General features: G+C 38.8%; 19 protein-coding genes, 1 rRNA gene, 2 pseudogenes and 1 riboswitch. Of the genes and pseudogenes, 9 read left to right on the top strand and 13 right to left on the bottom strand.

What is annotated here, in order from left to right:
• Both rrf and ACKI4H_RS08785 read left to right on the top strand, forming a co-directional pair.
• Positions 1 to 92 (top strand): 5S ribosomal RNA (rrf, locus tag ACKI4H_RS08790); the annotation flags it as partial.
• A gap of 500 nt (positions 93 to 592) precedes the next feature.
• Positions 593 to 742: pseudogene (locus ACKI4H_RS08785) on the top strand (hypothetical protein); the annotation flags it as partial.
• Positions 743 to 783: 41 nt separating this feature from the next.
• Here ACKI4H_RS08785 and ACKI4H_RS08780 read toward each other — a convergent pair.
• The 8 genes and pseudogenes from ACKI4H_RS08780 to ACKI4H_RS08745 all read right to left on the bottom strand — a co-directional run bounded on the left by ACKI4H_RS08780 (position 784) and on the right by ACKI4H_RS08745 (position 8,613).
• A complete protein-coding gene (locus ACKI4H_RS08780) occupies positions 784 to 1,338 on the bottom strand; it encodes a lytic transglycosylase domain-containing protein (protein ID WP_407305152.1) in 555 nt (184 codons plus the stop codon).
• A 175-nt stretch (positions 1,339 to 1,513) separates the two neighbouring features.
• Positions 1,514 to 2,256, bottom strand: a pseudogene (locus ACKI4H_RS08775) (IS5 family transposase).
• Between the two features lie 143 nt (positions 2,257 to 2,399).
• Entirely contained in the window at positions 2,400 to 2,942 is a 543-nt protein-coding gene (locus ACKI4H_RS08770) for a type 1 glutamine amidotransferase domain-containing protein (RefSeq protein WP_407305150.1), read from the bottom strand.
• A 397-nt stretch (positions 2,943 to 3,339) separates the two neighbouring features.
• Positions 3,340 to 3,825, bottom strand: coding sequence for a GNAT family N-acetyltransferase (locus ACKI4H_RS08765; protein ID WP_407305148.1), 486 nt, complete (start codon positions 3,823 to 3,825; stop codon positions 3,340 to 3,342).
• Between the two features lie 105 nt (positions 3,826 to 3,930).
• A complete protein-coding gene (locus ACKI4H_RS08760) occupies positions 3,931 to 5,130 on the bottom strand; it encodes an acyl-CoA dehydrogenase family protein (protein WP_407305146.1) in 1,200 nt (399 codons plus the stop codon).
• 25 nt (positions 5,131 to 5,155) lie between these two features.
• Complete coding sequence (locus tag ACKI4H_RS08755) at positions 5,156 to 6,451, bottom strand: acyl-CoA dehydrogenase family protein (protein WP_407305145.1); 1,296 nt, start codon at positions 6,449 to 6,451, stop codon at positions 5,156 to 5,158.
• 225 nt (positions 6,452 to 6,676) lie between these two features.
• Positions 6,677 to 8,050, bottom strand: coding sequence for an ABC1 kinase family protein (locus ACKI4H_RS08750; RefSeq protein ID WP_407305144.1), 1,374 nt, complete (start codon positions 8,048 to 8,050; stop codon positions 6,677 to 6,679).
• Positions 8,051 to 8,307: 257 nt separating this feature from the next.
• Complete coding sequence (locus tag ACKI4H_RS08745) at positions 8,308 to 8,613, bottom strand: hypothetical protein (protein ID WP_407305143.1); 306 nt, start codon at positions 8,611 to 8,613, stop codon at positions 8,308 to 8,310.
• A 199-nt stretch (positions 8,614 to 8,812) separates the two neighbouring features.
• Here ACKI4H_RS08745 and ACKI4H_RS08740 point away from each other — a divergent pair, with 199 nt between their 5' ends.
• The 5 genes from ACKI4H_RS08740 (at position 8,813) to ACKI4H_RS08720 (ending at position 13,727) form a co-directional block, all read left to right on the top strand.
• On the top strand, positions 8,813 to 9,193 hold the full coding sequence (locus tag ACKI4H_RS08740) for a lysozyme inhibitor LprI family protein (RefSeq protein ID WP_407305142.1): 381 nt from the start codon (positions 8,813 to 8,815) through the stop codon (positions 9,191 to 9,193).
• A 90-nt stretch (positions 9,194 to 9,283) separates the two neighbouring features.
• Positions 9,284 to 10,294, top strand: coding sequence for a 50S ribosomal protein L3 N(5)-glutamine methyltransferase (gene prmB, locus ACKI4H_RS08735; protein WP_407305141.1), 1,011 nt, complete (start codon positions 9,284 to 9,286; stop codon positions 10,292 to 10,294).
• Positions 10,295 to 10,306: 12 nt separating this feature from the next.
• A complete protein-coding gene (gene aroC, locus ACKI4H_RS08730; RefSeq protein WP_407305140.1) occupies positions 10,307 to 11,392 on the top strand; it encodes a chorismate synthase in 1,086 nt (361 codons plus the stop codon).
• A gap of 137 nt (positions 11,393 to 11,529) precedes the next feature.
• Positions 11,530 to 12,063, top strand: coding sequence for a GNAT family N-acetyltransferase (locus ACKI4H_RS08725; protein ID WP_131269445.1), 534 nt, complete (start codon positions 11,530 to 11,532; stop codon positions 12,061 to 12,063).
• Between the two features lie 187 nt (positions 12,064 to 12,250).
• Positions 12,251 to 12,340: riboswitch (glycine riboswitch) on the top strand.
• 142 nt (positions 12,341 to 12,482) lie between these two features.
• On the top strand, positions 12,483 to 13,727 hold the full coding sequence (locus ACKI4H_RS08720; RefSeq protein ID WP_407305138.1) for a D-amino acid dehydrogenase: 1,245 nt from the start codon (positions 12,483 to 12,485) through the stop codon (positions 13,725 to 13,727).
• Positions 13,728 to 13,777: 50 nt separating this feature from the next.
• On the opposite strand, the gene ACKI4H_RS08715 is transcribed toward ACKI4H_RS08720, so the two are convergent.
• Both ACKI4H_RS08715 and ACKI4H_RS08710 read right to left on the bottom strand, forming a co-directional pair.
• Positions 13,778 to 14,092 (bottom strand): MmcQ/YjbR family DNA-binding protein, encoded by a 315-nt coding sequence (locus ACKI4H_RS08715; RefSeq protein ID WP_407305151.1) that lies wholly within the window; start codon positions 14,090 to 14,092, stop codon positions 13,778 to 13,780.
• Between the two features lie 77 nt (positions 14,093 to 14,169).
• Positions 14,170 to 14,820, bottom strand: a complete 651-nt coding sequence (locus ACKI4H_RS08710; RefSeq protein WP_407305137.1) for a hypothetical protein — start codon at positions 14,818 to 14,820, stop codon at positions 14,170 to 14,172.
• A 99-nt stretch (positions 14,821 to 14,919) separates the two neighbouring features.
• On the opposite strand from ACKI4H_RS08710, the gene ispF reads away from it, so the two are divergent.
• Entirely contained in the window at positions 14,920 to 15,411 is a 492-nt protein-coding gene (ispF, locus tag ACKI4H_RS08705; protein WP_131386391.1) for a 2-C-methyl-D-erythritol 2,4-cyclodiphosphate synthase, read from the top strand.
• Here ispF and ACKI4H_RS08700 read toward each other — a convergent pair.
• The 3 genes from ACKI4H_RS08700 to ACKI4H_RS08690 all read right to left on the bottom strand — a co-directional run bounded on the left by ACKI4H_RS08700 (position 15,399) and on the right by ACKI4H_RS08690 (position 18,097).
• Complete coding sequence (locus ACKI4H_RS08700) at positions 15,399 to 15,923, bottom strand: protein tyrosine phosphatase family protein (protein ID WP_407305135.1); 525 nt, start codon at positions 15,921 to 15,923, stop codon at positions 15,399 to 15,401. The genes ispF and ACKI4H_RS08700 overlap by 13 nt on opposite strands.
• A 64-nt stretch (positions 15,924 to 15,987) precedes the next feature.
• Positions 15,988 to 17,079 carry a 3-deoxy-7-phosphoheptulonate synthase gene (locus ACKI4H_RS08695; RefSeq protein ID WP_407305134.1) on the bottom strand — a complete coding sequence of 364 codons (1,092 nt, stop codon included), beginning with the start codon at positions 17,077 to 17,079 and terminating at the stop codon, positions 15,988 to 15,990.
• Positions 17,080 to 17,206: 127 nt separating this feature from the next.
• Entirely contained in the window at positions 17,207 to 18,097 is an 891-nt protein-coding gene (locus tag ACKI4H_RS08690) for a sulfite exporter TauE/SafE family protein (protein WP_407305133.1), read from the bottom strand.
• Between the two features lie 228 nt (positions 18,098 to 18,325).
• Between ACKI4H_RS08690 and lpxB the strand changes: the two genes are divergently transcribed.
• Positions 18,326 to 19,522, top strand: coding sequence for a lipid-A-disaccharide synthase (gene lpxB / locus ACKI4H_RS08685; protein WP_407305132.1), 1,197 nt, complete (start codon positions 18,326 to 18,328; stop codon positions 19,520 to 19,522).
• Positions 19,523 to 19,540: the final 18 nt, after the last annotated feature.

The raw sequence follows: 19,540 nt of genomic DNA, 5'->3' as shown, positions 1-19,540 counted from the left end.
ACCACCTGATCCCTTCCCGAACTCAGAAGTGAAACCTCTTTGCGCTGATGGTAGTGTGGGGTTACCCATGTGAGAGTAAGTCATCGCCAGCTCATTAATTCCAAAACCCCCTCCGCCACAGGCAGAGGGGGTTTTTTTATGCGTGGAAATAAAGGTAAAAAAGAAAATAAAAAGATATTATTTGCACAATTGTTTATTGGTTTCAGACTTGTAGTCAGTGAAAAAATGCAAAATATTTAAAATAAAAAAAGAATAAGAAAATAAAAGATGCAACTCGAGAAGTAATTAACTTTAGAGCAAACAGTCCATCTTTTAAATATTCTTAAAATACGTTTTGAAAAAAACGCAGCAACATAAAGCAATGTAATGGTCAAAAATTCTACTCAAAATCTAGAAAATGTAGTCATTGCAAAATGGAACAAATAGATGGTGAATCTGATATTATATTACATGATCATATCAACGATCACTATGTTTATTATGGCTTGTAGTATAGAGAATACCTCGGGTCATAGGAGTAGAATTTTTAATAGAGCATGATTAATATGAGCTACAACCGATAAACTCAATTGATATATAAACTTCAAGCTGGCTATTTACACCTGATGATATTCGTAAGAGAGGTGGCGTTAATTTTGCGGACAAACGTTATGGAAGATTTTTATTTACCAGCATGGAGTGGAATCTTATTGTATTTTTCGAGGTTTACTTAGAATCTATAATTGTAACAAGGGAATACTGAATATAGTCTCCTATCCGTTAGACAGGAGAATTCCGGTTGACTTATAAAATACTTTTTAAAGTATTGTGATGTTGTTTAACTTGCCGTGCATACTTTTTACCTTGTTTTTTCATCTTAGAACTGGAGTTGTAGCCTGTAGGGCCAACATTGTAGTAGGCAAGCGCTTTAGGCCAACTTCCTGCTTTATTGTTATAGGTGGCTAGAATATACGTGCCACAATTAATATTATGATATTCATCAGTGAGATCGCCTGGACATGTTTGTTGCCAGTACCGTGGGATCACCTGCGTGAGTCCAACAGCACCCGCTGGTGAAATGGCATAATTCTTATAACTTGATTCTTGTCGAATCATAGCAGCTAGCAGTAATGGATCAACCGCATATTTATCAGCACTTTGGATAATCATGGGAGATACACGATTTGCCGTATCAGGTGTAACTGAATATGCTTTTTGTATACCATTGGATAGTTTGGCAGATCGCTTAGCCACCGAACTCCCGCCAAAGGAGGTACACCCGGTAAAAGCTAGAGCTGTAATAATGAGAGCTGTTGATTTAAAATTAAAGAAATGAAGTTTGGAAAATTTTGAATTCAAATTAGATAAATGACGCGTAATGAACAAGGTTAGAAACCCAAATACAATTTTATTGCAGATATGCTAGTGGCCTGTATAGAAAGTGTCAATAGTCAATGTCTAGTATCATTCAAACGATTTGTGACGTATTTTTTATAAATTAATCATTCATTATTTAAGGCCTATTGATATTTCATCATGATAGCCAAATAAAGAGAACAAGTTAAAGCAACTACGTTTGTATAGCTTTGCTTTAGTTGCCATAAAGTATTTCAATCTCTCTAAACTGCTTTTAACCGAGCAAAAGTATTTTTAACTGAATCTATGATTTATATAAATATTAATCCATGTTCTCATTGCTACTGAATTTTGAATTACATTTCCGTGGAATATTCGCATTAGTTTGAGTGTTTCTTATTTTTTTCGTAATAAGGGATTTAAATTCATAACCTTTATCCGTACCTACTATTTCAGAGCAATTTAAGTCTAAACGATCAACTAAATCTGGTGCAATTTTCACCTCATGAGCTATCCCATCACATAATAAATTGAATAGGCTTGTTATTAGCCTCTACAGCTAAGTGAATTTTAGAGCTGTTTCCACCCATACTTTTAGAAACAATCTGATTTTAATGCCTGTTTCATGATGATGTACCTGAACATGGCGTACCTCAATAAATAACCAATCAAAATCTATCTAATCTGATAATAATTTATTTATTTTTATAGACTTATAATCTTTAAACTCTGAAGAGCTTCTTAACAATCATGTTTGATTTAGCAAAGATTTCTGGTAATTCCGCCACAGACATCCTGTTCGAATCCGGTAAAGAATAGCTTAATAAAGTTTCTAAGATTTTGTTTGAGATAAATCCTCAAAGTATGGACAATAGATTTCAGCTTTAACCAATGTTGGTCAGTCAGCATTGTACGAGGCATAGTGAGGAATGGATTTGGTTTGGCGATTGAATTCTACTTTCTCGCTATTTTTTTGGACAGGAAATATCAACATAATATAATGTTTTTAACATTATATTAAAGTGTCCCATTAGACTAATGGGACTATTCATTTAAAAATTTAGTTAATGACTCAATTCTTCCACAATGGCCTGGTTAAAAGCAGGAATATCATCAGGGTTGCGTGATGTGATTAATGGCCAATTATTGGTATTGCAACGATGAACTTCTTCATCAACCCAGTGAGCACCAGCATTTTCTAAATCCAATTTTATACTTTTATAAGAGGTTAAATTTTTATCTTTAATTCTTTCAGCATTAATTAATACCCAAGGTCCGTGGCAGATGGCAGCAATCGGTTTAGCATTATCTGTAAAGTGCTGAATAATTTTGTGAGCATCCTTATTTAATCGAAGGGTATCTGCATTTACCGTTCCTCCAGGAATGACCAAAATATCGTAATCCTCTGGAGAGACTTTAGATAAAGTAGTTTGCGGCGTATAAGCGGTTGCATGTTCCTTATCACCTTTAACAGTTTGAACATCCTGTTGTTCTTCTGCGGCAAGAATCACTTCAATTCCTTTTGATTGTAAATATTCAGATGGTTTAATGAGTTCATCCTGTTCTACGCCCACATTTGAAGTAATAAATAAGGCTTTCTTAGTCATTTTAGTGATCCTGAATTACTTATTGAAAGTTCAACATTAGCAAGCTGAAATAATGAAGCTGTACAGATTTTGGCTTATTCTTGTTAAGGTTTGAAAAATTCTTGACAAAAATAAGCCCCATCACGGTGATAGGGCTTATTCGGATTAGATACAAGATATAACTCCTGTTTTACTTTATGCGTCCTGCTTATATCGTTTATTATTTTTATTATGGAAACATCCTGCTTCCTGATTTTTTTATATTAGGGAGCATACTGGTTTTAGCATAGCCGTTAATAAATACTTTTTGTGTAAGCAAATACTGACATGGAGATAGAGATAAAAGGAAAAATACAAAAAAATCTCAAATTAAAAACATGATTTTTAAATTCTAAAACCCTTTTTAAAGGTAGAGAAATTATAATCGTTTCTCCATCCAGATTTCACAAGCATGACTATGACCCGTATTACCTTTGGGTTGATTTAAATACTCAAAACCTAATTTTTCATAGAGTTTGACGGCTTGCCAAAGTTCTCTGGTGGTTTCTAGATAACAAGATTGAAAACTCTGCTGTAAGGTAAACTGAAAAGCTTTTTCCAAAAGCTGCTTTGCAAATCCTAGACCACGTATTTCTGGTAAAAAATACATTTTTTGAATTTCCAGAATAGTATGATCACCTTTTAAAGGCGATAAACCACCACCACCCAAAACTTCACCCTGCTGATTTTCAATAACCCAATACTGGGCATTAGGTTGATGATAAACCGTGTATAAATCATCTAAAATGGGGTCGGCTACAGCAAAACCTGATTCAGGTGCAAGTCCAAATTCTTTGGAAACTTCGCGAATGATATGTGCAATCTCAGCATTATCTTGTGCTTGAATAGGTCTAACTTGATACATAAGCTTAAATATATAGAAAGAAAAAGAGAGAGATTTTTATAACCCTATATGTGATAAAAATCCATCTCTTATAAGGTCTTTATATGTTTAATATACATATACAACTTATTTTAATTCACTTGAACTTTTACCTAATTCTCGGCGTGCAATAATGAGTTGCTGAATTTGTTGGGTGCCTTCGAAAATATCGAGAATTTTTGAATCACGAGCCCATTTTTCTAATAATTCATCTTCGTTATAACCAACGCTTGCAGCAAGCTCTACGCACTTTAGGGTGATTTCATTACATATTCGTCCTGCTTTGGCTTTGGAAATAGAAGCTTCACGTGAGTTGGGCTTTTTATTATCTGCCATCCAGGCTGCTTTCATGGTGAGTAAGCGGGCTGCTTCCCATTCCGCTTCCATACGGTAAATTTGTGCTGCAATATAAGAGTTCTGTAAATAAGGAGTCGTGTAATTTTCATCTAATTGATCTTTGAAAATTTCCTTAATTCTTTCCAAAGATGCTTTTGCACAACCGACTGCCATTGCTGCAACCAAAGGGCGAGTATTGTCAAAAGTCTCCATTATGCCTGCGAAACCTTTGGCAACATCAATTTCAGCATGGCCGAGTAGATTTTCGGCAGGTATGCGACATTCAATAAAACGGATCACGGCAGTATCAGATGCTTTGATTCCCAGTTTATGTTCAAGGCGTTCCACTTTCATTCCTGCGGTGCCGTTAGGAACTACAAATGATTTAATTGCAGCTCTTCCGAGTTTTTTATCTAAAGTTGCCCAAACAACAACAGCATCGGCACGTTCACCCGAGGTCACAAAGATCTTCTCACCATTTAAGATGTAATGATCGCCATCTTTGATTGCAGTGGTTCGAATCGCTGCCGAGTCTGAACCGCAATTGGGTTCAGTGATGGCCATAGCTGCCCAGGTGCCTTTAAAGCGTTCCAATTGTTCGTCATTTGCTACTGCTGCAATGGCAGAATTACCCAAACCCTGACGGGGCATACTGAGCAATAAGCCGGTATCTCCATAGCACATCTCAATTACGCCGAGTACGGTAGATATATTGACGCCATTTTTATTCCCAGTTTCGATATCACCACGTTTTCCAACCGCTGCACCTGCATTCATGCCTTCGCCACCATCATTCATGCCATCAATGATTGAGGCGAACATATCCAGTTCTTTGGGATATCTGTGTTCGGCTTTATCATATTTACGGGAAATGGGGCGAAGTACATTTAAAGCAGATTCACGAGCCTGATCGATCAACAGCTTAAACTTTTTAGGATTTTGTAAATTCATCTGCTTGATTCCTTATTTTTATAGATTAAGCATGTAAACCTGAATGTAAGATCGCTGTAGCACGTAAATCACGATACCAGCGCTCCACCGGGTGTTCCTTGGTAAATCCATGGCCACCCAGAATTTGCACCCCATCTGTTCCAATTTTCATGGATTTTTCTGCGCAGAGTAAACGTGCTAAATAGGCTTCACGATGAAAAAGTTGACCAGCTTCTGCAAGACTTGCAGCATTTAAGATAAGCATGCGCATGGCATCAATTTCAATTGCCATATCTGCAATCATGAAAGCCACACTTTGACGATGTGAGATTGGTTCACCAAAAGCAGTCCGTTCATTGGCATATTGAATACAGTAAGCTTTTACGGCTTCACAGGTGCCGACCGCCATTGCGCACCACATTAAATTGCCCAAATCCAAGAAAGTAGTGTAATTAAAGTCATCATCACCTAATAATTCAGCAGGACTATTATTGAAGTGTAATGTTACGGTTTCTGCAGATTTTAGGCCCATTGCTGAGCTTTTCTTTGCGGTAATACTGCTATCGCGTTTTACAATAAAAACTTCGGGTGAGCCATTCAGTTCAGCATTGACCAGAAATAAATCGGCAGTTTCACCTAATAGCACTAAAGTTTTTTCACCCTGAAGGGTGTATTTTCCATGGGTTGAAATTGCTTTGGTCTTTAGGTTAAAGGGGTTAAATGCAGGAGTTGCTTCTTGTACGGCAAATGTAGCGTGAATATCGGGATCATTTGTGAAGCTGGCTAAATAGGTGGACTGAACTTTTTCAGAACCCCATTGGGTAATTGCATTAATCACACTAAATGTTGAAAGTAAGCCTGCTGTTAAGGTGAAATCACCTTTGGCCAAATGTTCAGCAATGAGGATGTTGCTTAGAATATTTTTTTCAGTTGCCACTCCACCCAGAGCTTCGGGAAGAGCATAGTCATTCAGTCCTAAGTCGGTAGCATATTGCCAAAGTGCTGCGGGGAATTTTTCATTATTGTCTGCTTCAGCCGCTAAGGGATAAAGCACTTCTGATGCAAATTGATCCATCGCATCACAGGTCATCTGCTGTTCTTCAGTCAGGCTTAAATCAAATAGTGACTTGTGTTGATTGGGAAGGCGTTGTTTGCTAACGTTGGAATTAGCTTTAAATACTTTTTGGGTTTTGGTTAATGTCTGAAAACCTATTTTTGAACTTTGATATAAAGATTTTTCAAGAAACTTACGTAGTTTGAGTTGATCAAGCACATCGCTGCCGGAAATTTTAGTGATCAGTGATAGCCCAAATCCTTGTGCTCTGTTTACCCTATTGGTCATTATTATCGTCCATCGATTTTTAATTCTTTATACTTTTATGCTGACATGCAAATTTGAAAAAGACTATGTCATGACTGACAATTAAAATCGACTTGGATGAACGGTTTAAAGTGAATTTTAAATTTATTAAATGATTGAATAATATTTATTTTTAATGATTGTGAGTGCGGATAAAAAAGATGAGGTTGACTAGAGTGACAATAAAGTCACTCTAGTCCGAATCAATTATAAAAATTTTTCGACCATTTTTCGCACATTGGTTTTTGCATCGATCACAGTCATAAAGGTATAGGCACCAATGAACTTACGGCTAATAAACATAAATTCTTTCGGTGGAACACTGAAATAACGCGATGCCATTGATTTAGATGCACGTTGCATTACGCGACTATGCAATTGGCTTTTTTTCCAATCATAGCGTTGTTGCTCATCCATGACACCTTCAGGCAGGTCAGGATTATTTGCTGTGGTGCTGAAGGCCTCAGTGGCGAGTAAAAATACTTTGGCCATATCTGGCTTGATGCTTTGTGGAATTGAATCAAAAAATTCATAGCCGGTCATTGCACGAACCATTTCATCAATATCGTGATGATAACCTGCCTGAATTAAATTGCGTGCAACACTCAGCAAGTGATCATCAAACTGGCGGATGGCCCCAAAATCTAACAGGACAATTTTATCCTGGCTGTCTTCATTATTGCCTAAAAGAACCAAATAATTACCAAAATTTGGATCGGTCTGCATTTCACCCCATTCAAAAATTTCACGTACTGCAATCTCGAGTGATGCTTCACCGATTTGATTACGACGCTCTTGAGGCAGAGACAGCATGACAGGGCTATTGATCGGCACCCCACGCTCAAAGGTCATGCACAGAATTTGATCGGTACAGTAATCATCCACAATTTGTGGGACGATATAGCGTGGATCATCTTTTAAACGCTCGGCAAAACGACGTGTCGTTGCAGCTTCAATACCATAATTGACTTCACGATGCATCATTTCACGAACTTCATCAAACCATTGATCAAATTCACGCGTTTGTGGCACCATGCGGGTTAATTTAAGCATATTTTTAAACAGGCTCATATCTGAATCAATGGCAGCCGCTACACCTGGATATTGAATTTTAAGAACAATTTCCAAACCATCTGATTTACGCGTGGCGCGATGGACTTGCGCTAAAGATGCTGTGCCAAGTGGTTCATGATCAATAGTCAAATCATCGAGCTTGGCACCCAATTGTTGTTGTAAATGTTCTTTAATTGCGGGCCATGCAAGGGCGATGGTTTGATTATTTAAAGTATTTAGCGCTTGAGTAATTTCTTCAGGTAAAAAATGTTCACCATAAAGTGCCATCATTTGCCCGATCTTAACGATAGAACCTTTTAATTTTCCAATTTCAGAAACAAGATAATCCGCCTGTTCTTTCGTGGCTTTTTTACGTTTCTTTTCTTTATCCGCTTCACTGGAAAACATGGTGGTCGCACTCGAGGCGGCCCAACGCGTTCCTGCTAGTAATGAGGCTTTAGCGATAGATAAGCGTCGATCCATAGAGGAAGTTTTGAGTTGTTTAAGCTTATCGTTCTGATCTGACATTAAACAAAATCCTTTAATCAGCAAGTCGCAGAATAATTTATTGTAGCGGATATTACCGTGTATTCACGTATTAAAAAAGTTCAACCTGCTCTAGAGCACATTAATATGCTTAATATTTAATTTATTTTTAATAAAAAGTTTAAGTCTTATAAACTGAGGATACTTTTACATTAGTGAACTCAATTGTTGACCACTCTATTGAAGAGCCTTTGACGGGGGTAGAGTATGGAAAATTGTGAGATATGTTGTATAGATATTTACATACGAAATTGAATCTTAATGTCACTCTTTTGCTTCAAGATGCTTCTATTATCTTGAATATGTTTAAAAATCATGGCTTGAACGCTGTCATGCCTAAAACCCAGCGCATAACCTTTAACGATGATAATACTAGGTAAACTAAAGAACAGATATTTGGCATCATCTTCTGATGGGTCGGTGTAGATATCGTGTTCAATCAAAGTTTGCTGAAAGAACTGTTTCTCGCTTTCAACCTGGGCTGAATCTGTGTCATTCCAATAGTTTTGGCGCATTGCCATTAAATTATTGTGTTTGTAGCTCATAACAATAAATATTTAGAAAAAAGAATGAAAACTATATAAGGGCATTTGTTGCAGATTCAACCTGAATGTGTAAGGAAGTTTTTGTCGGATTTAGACTTGAACTGCCGTGTTATAGGAATTTACACATGATTGTTGTAGTATCCCTCAATAAACACAATAAGAGTATTTAAAAATGAGTCATTTAAGACAGGGGACCGTTATGCGATTTGTACCAGCAGTGATTTTTAGCGTGGCTGCTTTAGGTTCAAATTCAGTTTTAGCACAAGGATATTCTGACGAATATAACAAATGTCTAAATATATCTTATGGCCAAGCTGCAACAGTTAAAAAATGTGTGGATAAGGAATTAAAAACGCAGGGAAAAATCCTCAATAAAAACTATAAGAAATATTTAAAAAATAGTAGTGATCATCTAAGTAATATTAAGCAGCAACATCAACTCTGGGTTAACCGTCTTAATCAGCAATGCTATTACAATGTGAGCTCTGCATCGATAGAACTTCAACAAGCAAGATGTGTATTAGAAATGACAATGGAGCGCGCTTATTATTATCAAACCAAGCAATTCCCCTATAGATAATTGTTTTGAAACTGGTTGAAACATTATAAAAAACGGCTAAAACAAGGTATCATAAGGCGCTTTAAAAAATTGACCTTGGAGACGCCTTAAGTGGATCAACTGACTATTAGCCCTGAACATTTACAGGAAGCCGCTGAAAACCTAACAACCATTCGTGATTTTATCCGTTTTGGTGTTTCAGCCTTACGTCAATACGATGCACACTTAGGTCAAGGGACAGAAGACTTTTTTGCAGAAAGCTCAGCTTTGGTATTGCAAACATTGGCATTGGACTGGAGTGCGAATCCGGAAATTCTAGATGCGAAATTACTGCCAAGTGAAAAAGCTGAATTTATCAGTTTGCTTGAACGTCGTATCAATGAAAAAGTGCCCACTTCATATTTATTGAATCTTGCTTATTTCTGCGACAAACCTTATTACGTTGATGAACGCGTGCTTATTCCACGTTCACCGATTGCCGAATTGATTAATCAACGGTTTGCACCGTACTGCCTAGATGAAAATGGCTTAATGCGTGAAGCATTAAACAATCTTCCTGAAAATGCTCATCCGCAAACACCACGTCGTATTCTAGATATGTGTACCGGTTCGGGTTGTATCGCGATTGCTTTGGCTTATGCATTCCCTGAATCTGAAGTGGATGCAACCGATATTTCTAAAGAAGCTTTAGAAGTGGCATCGATTAACGCTGAACATCACAATATGCAATATCAGGTTGCATTGATGGAATCAGATTTGTTCGCAAAAATTCCTGCTGAAAATCAATATGATTTAATCATTTCCAATCCTCCATATGTCGATGCAGAAGATATGGCTGATTTACCAGCGGAGTTCTTGCATGAACCAGAACTTGCACTTGCTGCAGGTCAAGACGGTTTGGATCTGGTTCGTAAAATGCTGGCGCAAGCTGCGGATTATTTGACTGAAAATGGCTTGATTGTCATTGAAGTGGGCAATTCTGAATGGGCAATGAAGCAAAACTTTAATACAGTTGATTTCCATTGGTTAACTTTCCAAAAAGGTGGTTCGGGTGTTTTTGCTTTAACAGCAGAGCAATGCCGTAAATACCGTGATTTATTTGTACAATCTGTTCAAGCATAAGGAGTTGTGAACATGGCAGGTAATAGTATTGGACAACTGTTCCGTGTAACGACTTGTGGTGAATCTCATGGCGTTGGCCTGATGGCAATTGTCGATGGTGTGCCGCCTGGGATCGAACTGACTGAAGCAGATTTACAAAAAGATTTGGACCGCCGTAAACCAGGCACTTCTAAATTCGCTACACAGCGTAAAGAACCGGATGAAGTCGAAATTATTTCTGGTGTATTTGAAGGTAAAACCACCGGTACCTCCATTGGTTTATTAATTCGTAATACCGACCAAAAATCGAAAGATTATGGCAACATTGCACAGACTTTCCGTCCGGGTCACGCCGATTATACCTATACCCAAAAGTATGGTTTCCGTGATTACCGTGGCGGCGGTCGTTCAAGTGCGCGTGAAACTGCAATGCGTGTGGCGGCTGGTGCAATTGCGAAGAAATATCTGGCTGAAAAGTTCGGTATTAATATTCGAGGTCATGTAACACAGATTGGTACAGAAAAAGCCCATACACTGGATTGGAATGAAGTTCCAAACAATCCATTTTTCTGTGGCGATGTAGATGCTGTTCCACGTTTTGAAGCTTTAGTGACTTCCCTTCGTGAGCAAGGCACAAGCTGTGGTGCAAAGCTTGAGATTCTTGCAGAGAATGTGCCTGTAGGTTGGGGAGAGCCGGTTTTTGACCGACTAGATGCTGATATTGCACATGCCATGATGAGTATCAATGCGGTTAAAGGCGTTGAAATTGGTGATGGTTTTGCGGTTGCAGAACAGTTTGGTCATGAATCGCGTGATGAACTCACGACAGATGGTTTCCTTGCCAATCATGCCGGTGGGATTCTGGGGGGTATTTCGAGTGGTCAAACCATTCGTGTGGCGATTGCACTGAAACCAACTGCAAGTATTACCACACCGGGTAAAACCATTAATATTGCTCGTGAAGATACGGACGTACTGACCAAAGGCCGTCATGACCCATGTGTAGGCGTTCGTGCGACTCCAATCGCTGAAGCGATGTTTGCAATTGTGTTGATGGATCACTTCATGCGTCATCGTGCACAAAATGCGGATGTGGTTGCGCCGTTTGCACCAATTTAAGCTTGAGTTTAATGAGTTAAGGCTACGAGCTTTAATGATAAAAAAACCAGACTTTAAGTCTGGTTTTTTTATAGATAGAATTTTGTTTGATGATGCTTTGTGGTAATTTTCTTTCAATTAAATTTTTTAGAAAAATAATGCAGCCCTTAAAATATAGACTGGCAAATGCCAGTGATGTTGAAAGCCTTGTTGCTTTGATTAATCAGGCTTATCGCACCAATACAGGTTCAAGTTGGACCAGCGAGCAGGATATTGTGACTGGAGATCGAATCAATCATCAGCAGTTATTGGAGAGTCTAAACCAGCAGAATTTCTCTTTATTTGTTGCCGAAATAGTTGAACATTCAGAATCTGCTTTAGTGGCATGTGTCGGTTTAGCCTTTCAACATAGTAGCGTAGAAATAGGCACTTTCTGTGTAGCTTCGGATTGGCAAAATCAGGGCATTGGGAAGCAAGTTTTAGCATATGCTGAACAAAAAGCATTCGCAATTTTTCCAACCTTAATCAGCTATGAAATGTTTGTACTCGATGCCAGAATAGAGCTGATTCAATATTATGAAAGATGCGGCTATTCAAAAACAGCATGTATCGAGTCTTATCCGATTCATGCAAACGTAGGGCAACCTTTGATTGATCTACAATTACAGCATATGTCCAAGTCCATCTCTTAAGGGAAGTATATAAAACGCTCATACTGTACAGACTAACTAGAAAATAGCCTAAGCTTAATCATCTAACTCAATTGATTTAATTTTAAATAATTGAAAAATATATTTATTTTTATTGTAATAACAGTGTTTAACAAATAAATGAATTTAATGCTCGCGAATGGTACAAAATTTGCTCATATTAATATAAGCAATTATTGCAGGAGAGGTGTTCTTCTGTGAACACGCCGAAGGAGCAACGACCCCGGAAACTTTCAGGCAAAAGGACTGTAATAATTTCAAAAATCTGGAGAGAAGCATATTCAATATGCTCACCGAAGGGGATGGTCAGCGTTAAGTTTTTAACGTCCTGATCGAAGCTCTCAGGTATAAATGACAGATGGGGCTCAGAAGAAATGTTACACATTTCCAGGGAGTGTCGTATGTGTCATATCGTTGTGATTGGATCGGGAATTACCGGTGTTACTTCTGCCTATGAGCTGGCAAAATTGGGTTATAAAGTCACGGTCATGGATAAACATTTATATCCTGCCATGGAAACCTCGTTTGCCAATGGCGGACAGATTTCGGCCTGTAATGCAGAAGTCTGGAATCAAAAAGCCACAGTATTAAAAGGTATCAGGTGGATGTCAAATAAAAATGCACCGTTGTTACTCAACCCTTCATTTGACCTGCATAAATATGGCTGGTTAATGGAATTTATTGGCAATATTAAACATTACGAAGCCAATACTCGAGATACCGTGAAAATGGCATTATTGGCCCGTGAGCATTTATTTGCTGTTGCTGAACAGGAGAATATTCAGTTTGATTTGGAAAAGCGGGGCATTCTGCATTTTTACCATAGCAAACTAGATTATGACGTGGCGACTCGAGTGAATACTTTGCTGATTAATGGAGGATTAGAGCGTATTGCCATTACACCGGATGAAATTAAAGGTATAGAGCCGAGTTTGAGGGGTAAATATTATGGCGGTTTTTATTGTCCTGGAGATGCCACAGGCGATATTCATAAATTTACCAAAGGGCTCGCCGAAGCATCTGAAAAATATGGTGTGAAATATATGTTCGGTATGGAAGTGACTAATGTAAAACATCATGCCAATGGCGTCACTGTGCTTTACCATGCCAGTAATGAAAATATGCTGTTAGATACAGCGACAGTTGAATCCTTGGAAGCAGATGCTGTGGTGGTTTGTGGGGGAGTGGGAAGTTATCACTTGGCAAATTTACTGGGCGATCGAGTCAATATATATCCAGTCAAGGGTTACTCGATTACGCTGGATTTAAATGATGAGGACAGCATCAAAAATGCACCATGGGTCAGCCTGCTGGATGAAAGTTCTAAAATTGTGACTTCACGTTTGGGTGCAGGCCGTTTACGCGTTGCAGGGACGGCTGAATTTAATGGTTATAACCGGGATATTCGTGCAGACCGAATTCAGCCCTTGATAGATTGGGTCAACAAGAATTTTAATATCAGTACCGAAAATGCGGTGCCTTGGGCAGGGTTGCGTCCGATGATGCCGAATATGATGCCCATTGTACGCCGCGGAAAGCGGGAGCGAATTTTTTATAATACCGGGCATGGTCATTTAGGCTGGACCTTATCTGCAGCGACAGCAGTGATGATTAGTCAGCAAGTCGCTTCACAACATCCAGTTTAAACAATTAAAAAACATGCAGTTTTGGTTTGGTACTTTTTATTTTGTAACGTCTAAACTTTTTTCTGGTGTTTAGGTAATTTACTGACTACCAATTCATATGAGGCTGTGACTAAATCTTGCACCAATTCGACCGTCATTTCTTTACCCGGATAAATCGTAATCCAGTGCTTTTTATTCATGTGGTATCCTGGACGAATTGATGGATAGAGATCACGCAGCATCTCAGATTCCTGGGGAGAGCATTTTAGAGTAACAATTTTCTCGTCGTGATAAATCATAGTCATCATGAAAATTTTATCTAATACTTTATATACATCCACACCAAAGCCAAAAGGTTGTGAATGTTCAGCAGCTACAAGGTTGATAGCCGTTTCAATCGCAGTTTTCTGAATCGAATGATCATCCGTTGGCGGGATACTTTTTTAAGAATCAAATTAAGCAATTAATCATAAATCCGGTATACACCAACAAAACGCTCACAGCCTTTCTGGTCTGTTTTCACCGATAGAATCGCTTTATTAAAATCGAACTGATATTTGCAATCATGTTCGTTATCAGTAATTTCACTTTTCTGCTCAGGCGTTGTATAGGCTAAGAACGGAATGCTTTGTGTTTCTAATTTATTGTTGGGGTTACGGTAGGCAATGCCTTCAATTTTAATTCTATCTTTGGTGAGTTGGTGAACTTGTAAATGTACGGGATGACTGGCAATTTTCCCATTTTCAAATTTTAAATAATGACTGGTTAAACTCTGATTTAAAGAGGTATAAAAATTAAGTTGATCAATACGCAATTCAAATTGTTGCTTATAACAGTGCAGACTTTTACATTGTTGTAAGCGCTTAAACCATAAAGTCTGGGTATCTTCTAATAAGTGAACTGGGGCATCACTGACTAAAAAAGCAGTGGTATAGTGATTGGACAATTTTTCCCGCAACTCAGCAAGATTTTCGGCGCAAATATATTTCATTGACGACGTATTCGGACTAGAACAGTCAATTTTTTGGGCGTGAGCCAGAGTTGAGCACAAACAGCCAATACTGAATAATGTGCCTAATGTTTTAATGAGATTAATTTCGGTATTCACCAGCATGATCGCTTATAATTTCACTATGTTGCGCTGATGTAACTATAGCGAAATAGAAAGCGTGAATACAACCTCTCAATCATTTATTTCTTAAGGATGCTCAAAGTGGTCGCACAAATTCGAATTGGTCAGGGAATGGATGTACACGCCTTTGAAGAAGGTGATTTTGTCACTTTGGCAGGAATTAAAATTCCGCATACTCAAGGTTTAAAGGCACATTCGGATGGCGATGTGGTATTGCACGCGCTATGTGATGCATTGTTAGGGGCTTTGGCTTTGGGCGATATCGGGCAGCATTTTCCAGATACCGACGCAAAATTTAAAGGTGCAGATAGCCGTGTTTTGCTGAAGCATGTCTATCAGTTAATTTTAGACCGTGGTTATGTGCTGAATAATGCCGATATTACAGTCGCGTGTGAACGTCCAAAACTGGCGAAACATAATCTGGAAATGCGCCAGAGTATTGCAGATGTTCTGAATGTAGAAGTGAATCAAATTAGCGTGAAGGCAACCACCACAGAAAAATTAGGTTTTACCGGGCGTCAGGAAGGGATTCTATCGATGGCAACGGTGTTGATTTCACATCAGCCAAAATGATCGGGATGAATCAACGACTGTTGTAGTTCTTGAGTGGCTTTGCGACCCTGCAGTTGTAGAGCTACTGCATGAATCAGACCAGTCCAGGTTTCATTCGGTTCCCAAATGCTGTGCATCAGCTCTTGCGCCATAGGCATGTCCATATCCATATAGTATTGACGATATAAATACATCAAACTACTGACATGATAGTTCTTGCTGCAATGCACCCAGACCATTTTTTCTTGTACTAAATGCGCCAGTATGTCTAGAATCAGTAAACATTGATCATCAGACGGGGTTTCTGCAGAAATCGGGAATTGAATATAATTTAGGCCTAAATCTAAACAAATCTTATCTTCATGATCTAAATGCTGCTCTGCATCAGACAATCCCATATTCACAATCGTGGTTACACCGTATTCTTTAATCAGTTGCAACTGTTCAGCAGTGGGCTGAGCTGAGGTGAATAGGTGCTCGTGAATAAACTGGAAATTCTCGATGTGGCTTAATGCATTTTCAATTTCATTCATAAGATAAAATTTTTCCTAGGGTTAAACAAGAAACGCCATCTATCTAGATGGCGTTTGAAATCTCTTAACGATTTGACAAAACGTCTTTGAGTGCCTCATGCATATCCAGCAGGGCTTTTTCAGTGGTTTCCCAATCGATACAGCCATCAGTCACTGATTTGCCATATTCAAGCTCATCCAGATTTTCCGGAATATCTTGACGACCACCTTTAAGGTGACTTTCAACCATCAGGCCTACAATTGACTTGTTGCCATCCAGAATCTGTTCTGTGATGTTTTTCAATACAAGCGGTTGCAAGTACGGGTCTTTGTTTGAATTGGCATGACTGGCATCAATCATGATCTTGTTGCTGACTTTGGCTTTGGCTAAAGCATTTTCAGCTTCTGCAACAGAACCTGAATCATAGTTCGGTTTGCCATTGCCCCCACGAAGGACCACGTGTGCATAAGGGTTACCTGAAGTACGAATGACAGACACTTGGCCTTGATCATTTAGACCGAGGAAGCTATGACCATGTTTAACCGATTGCATGGCATTGGTCGCAACCGTTAAGCCGCCATCTGTACCATTTTTAAAACCTACAGGTGATGATAAACCTGAAGACATTTCACGGTGCGTCTGACTTTCGGTGGTACGTGCACCAATGGCTGACCATGAAATCAGATCTTGATAATACTGTGGCGAGTTAGGATCGAGTGCTTCAGTGGCACACGGTAATCCTTTTTCATTCAGTTCAACCAAAAGCTGACGACCAATACGAAGGCCTTTTTCGATATTGAAAGAGTCATTCATGTCAGGGTCATTAATTAAACCTTTCCAGCCTACCGTGGTGCGCGGTTTTTCAAAATAAACGCGCATTACGATGTAAAGAGTGTCTTTAACTTTTTCGCTTAAAACTTTTAAACGATCGGCATATTCATGTGCAGCAACCGTGTCGTGAATTGAACAAGGACCAATCACCACAAATAGACGCTTGTCTTTACCATCTAGAATATTGCGAATGGTTTCACGACCTTTCAGGACCGTTTGATAAGCATGTTCAGTCAGAGGCAACTCTTTTTTTAATTCAGCAGGAGTTACAAGAGGCTGAATGCTTTGTACATTCACGTCATCGATGTCAGATTGTGTAATAGGATTTGACTGTAGTGTATTCATTGCCGTCACTGGTTAGATCATACAAAAGTTTTTTTAGTAGCCTGAATATAACACGAATGTATGTTGATAATGTTATAAAAAAGATCAATATATAGGTCAAAAAAAATTGATGAATCGTATAGTCAAATTAAATTTGTGCCGATTTTTCAAGACTGATCACTTGTGCTACTTCTGGTTTTTTAACTGGTTTCGCTTTTACCGGATGAAGCATGAAATTCATGCCTAATGCGAATAGGGTAATACCGAGAATCTTGCGGATCAGTTTTTCTGGCAGGCGGGAACTGATTAGAGTTCCGACCACGATGGCAGGAATTGAACCGACCAGCAACCATCCGAGTAAGTGTAAATCTACATTACCCGAGCTCATGTGTCCAAGCCCTGCGACTAAAGTCAAAAGCACGGCATGAACCACATCGGAACCGATAATGCGAATCATGGGTAAATTCTGAAACATCAGCACAAGCGCCATAATTCCAAATGCGCCTGCACCGACTGAAGAAAGAGTGACAAACACACCTAGTACAATACCCATAATCACAATATAGGCACGTTTGTCTTTTGCTTGCAGGTTCACTTTTTCTAAGTCTTGAGTCATATCCACAGGAACATCTTGACGCATCTTGTTAAAGAAGCGTTCAATGTGGCTGCGGAACACGATGGAAATACCGGTAAGGGTTAACATAAAGCCCAAAACCATAGTTAATACAGCTTTATAGCTATCTGATTGACTGAGGTAATTATCTAAAACCCAATGGGTTGCAAGCGAAGCGGGAATACTTCCCACCGCAAGCCAAAGGACAATCGGCCAGACAATATTCATTTTTTTTGCGTGAACCAAAGACCCGCAGAATTTTGAAATTGCGGCATAAAGCAAGTCTGTTCCAATGGCAATGTGTGGCTCGATTCTAAACAGGGTAATCAGGATGGGAGTCATTAATGAACCTCCACCAACCCCTGTTATCCCAACGCAGAACCCGACCAAAACACCTGCTAATATAAATTCGAATGGTCCAAACATGGTTATATATGCCAAATATCAAAAAACGTGCATATGTTATGACTTTTACATATAAGTCGTTGTCTTGATTATTGATTTACTTATTCTAAAAAAAGAAATAGACCCTAGGCTTTATTGGGCGGGAGTATAAGGCCTCATTTCTAATGAGAAAAAATGGCTTTGCAGCGCTTTCATGATTAATCTGAAACATCAGCTATGTTAAACTTTAAAAAATTTGAGGATAAACACTTGCAAAATCGGAAGCTTAAAATCGGTATCGTGGTCGGAGAAGTGTCTGGAGATACACTAGGCGCTAAACTCATCCGCCGTTTTCGTGAGCAAGGAATTGATGCCGAATTTGAAGGTATTGGTGGTCCGCAAATGATTGCAGAAGGTTTTAAAAGCTATTATCCGATGGATATTTTATCGGTTATGGGAATTGTGGAAGTTTTAAAAGATATTAAAAAGCTGTTTGCAGTCCGTGATGGATTGGTGGAGACCTGGACAAAAGATCCTGTCGATGTGTTTGTGGGGATTGATGCACCAGACTTTAATTTACGTTTATCTAAAAGTTTGAAACAGTATAATCTGCCGATTAAAACCGTGCAATATGTCAGTCCTTCTGTTTGGGCATGGCGTCAGGGACGGGTACATGGCATTAAAGCCAGTATTGATTTAGTACTGTGTTTATTTCCGTTTGAAAAAGCCTTTTATAAGCAATTTGATGTGCCTGCTGCTTTTGTAGGGCATCCATTGGCAAGTCAACTACCGCTCACAAATCCACTGATTGAAGCCAAGCAAGAACTGGGTTTAAATCTTGAACAAAAGCATATTGCACTTTTACCGGGCAGCCGCCGTGGTGAAATTGAAAGACTGGGGCCATTGGTGCTGGATGCAGCACAAATCATTAGCCAAAAGCACTCAGAATATGTCTTTTTAATCCCTGCGATTAATGATGCACGCAAGCAGCAGATTGAAGCCTTACTAAAACAATATCCTGCTGATTTTGTCGCGAAAGTATATTTGCTAGAAAATACCGATACAGACTCTAAAATTGGTCGTCAGGTCATGAATGCCTCCAATATTGTGGCTTTGGCGTCAGGAACGGCGACTCTCGAGGCAATGTTATTGCATCGTCCGATGGTGACATTTTATAAATTAAATTGGCTGAGCTATGTGGTGATCAAATTCCTGATCAAGATTCCTTATTATTCCTTACCGAATATTATTGCGGGTAAAAAAATCATTCGGGAACTGATTCAAAAAGATGCAACACCGGAAAATTTAGCCGCTGAAATTGAAAAACTGATGAATGTTGAAACTGCACAAATCCAGACGATGCAGCACATCACCATGCATAAGAAATTGCTTGCCGGAAATAGTGAAGATCCTGTTCAAGTGATTTTGAATATCTTAAATCCTCTGCACAGCTCAAATTCACAATAATTTACTGAAATTGTTGCC

The organism is Acinetobacter sp. (genome assembly GCF_045628685.1).
Lineage (GTDB): Bacteria > Pseudomonadota > Gammaproteobacteria > Pseudomonadales > Moraxellaceae > Acinetobacter.
Note: the sequence above shows the minus strand (reverse complement) of the source record. Positions and strands in the feature narration are given on the sequence as shown.

Excerpts from the sequence above, each read along its gene's own strand:
- ACKI4H_RS08760 (WP_407305146.1), bottom strand. The coding sequence starts at position 5,130 with ATGAATTTACAAAATCCTAAAAAGTTTAAGCTGTTGATCGATCAGGCT.
- ACKI4H_RS08700 (WP_407305135.1), bottom strand. The coding sequence starts at position 15,923 with ATGAATGAAATTGAAAATGCATTAAGCCACATCGAGAATTTCCAGTTT.
- aroC (WP_407305140.1), top strand. The coding sequence starts at position 10,307 with ATGGCAGGTAATAGTATTGGACAACTGTTCCGTGTAACGACTTGTGGT.
- ACKI4H_RS08740 (WP_407305142.1), top strand. The coding sequence starts at position 8,813 with ATGCGATTTGTACCAGCAGTGATTTTTAGCGTGGCTGCTTTAGGTTCA.
- ACKI4H_RS08750 (WP_407305144.1), bottom strand. The coding sequence starts at position 8,050 with ATGTCAGATCAGAACGATAAGCTTAAACAACTCAAAACTTCCTCTATG.
- ACKI4H_RS08755 (WP_407305145.1), bottom strand. The coding sequence starts at position 6,451 with ATGACCAATAGGGTAAACAGAGCACAAGGATTTGGGCTATCACTGATC.
- ACKI4H_RS08690 (WP_407305133.1), bottom strand. The coding sequence starts at position 18,097 with ATGTTTGGACCATTCGAATTTATATTAGCAGGTGTTTTGGTCGGGTTC.
- ACKI4H_RS08725 (WP_131269445.1), top strand. The coding sequence starts at position 11,530 with ATGCAGCCCTTAAAATATAGACTGGCAAATGCCAGTGATGTTGAAAGC.
- ACKI4H_RS08695 (WP_407305134.1), bottom strand. The coding sequence starts at position 17,079 with ATGAATACACTACAGTCAAATCCTATTACACAATCTGACATCGATGAC.
- ACKI4H_RS08765 (WP_407305148.1), bottom strand. The coding sequence starts at position 3,825 with ATGTATCAAGTTAGACCTATTCAAGCACAAGATAATGCTGAGATTGCA.
- ACKI4H_RS08710 (WP_407305137.1), bottom strand. The coding sequence starts at position 14,820 with ATGCTGGTGAATACCGAAATTAATCTCATTAAAACATTAGGCACATTA.
- ACKI4H_RS08720 (WP_407305138.1), top strand. The coding sequence starts at position 12,483 with ATGTGTCATATCGTTGTGATTGGATCGGGAATTACCGGTGTTACTTCT.
- ACKI4H_RS08770 (WP_407305150.1), bottom strand. The coding sequence starts at position 2,942 with ATGACTAAGAAAGCCTTATTTATTACTTCAAATGTGGGCGTAGAACAG.
- ACKI4H_RS08745 (WP_407305143.1), bottom strand. The coding sequence starts at position 8,613 with ATGAGCTACAAACACAATAATTTAATGGCAATGCGCCAAAACTATTGG.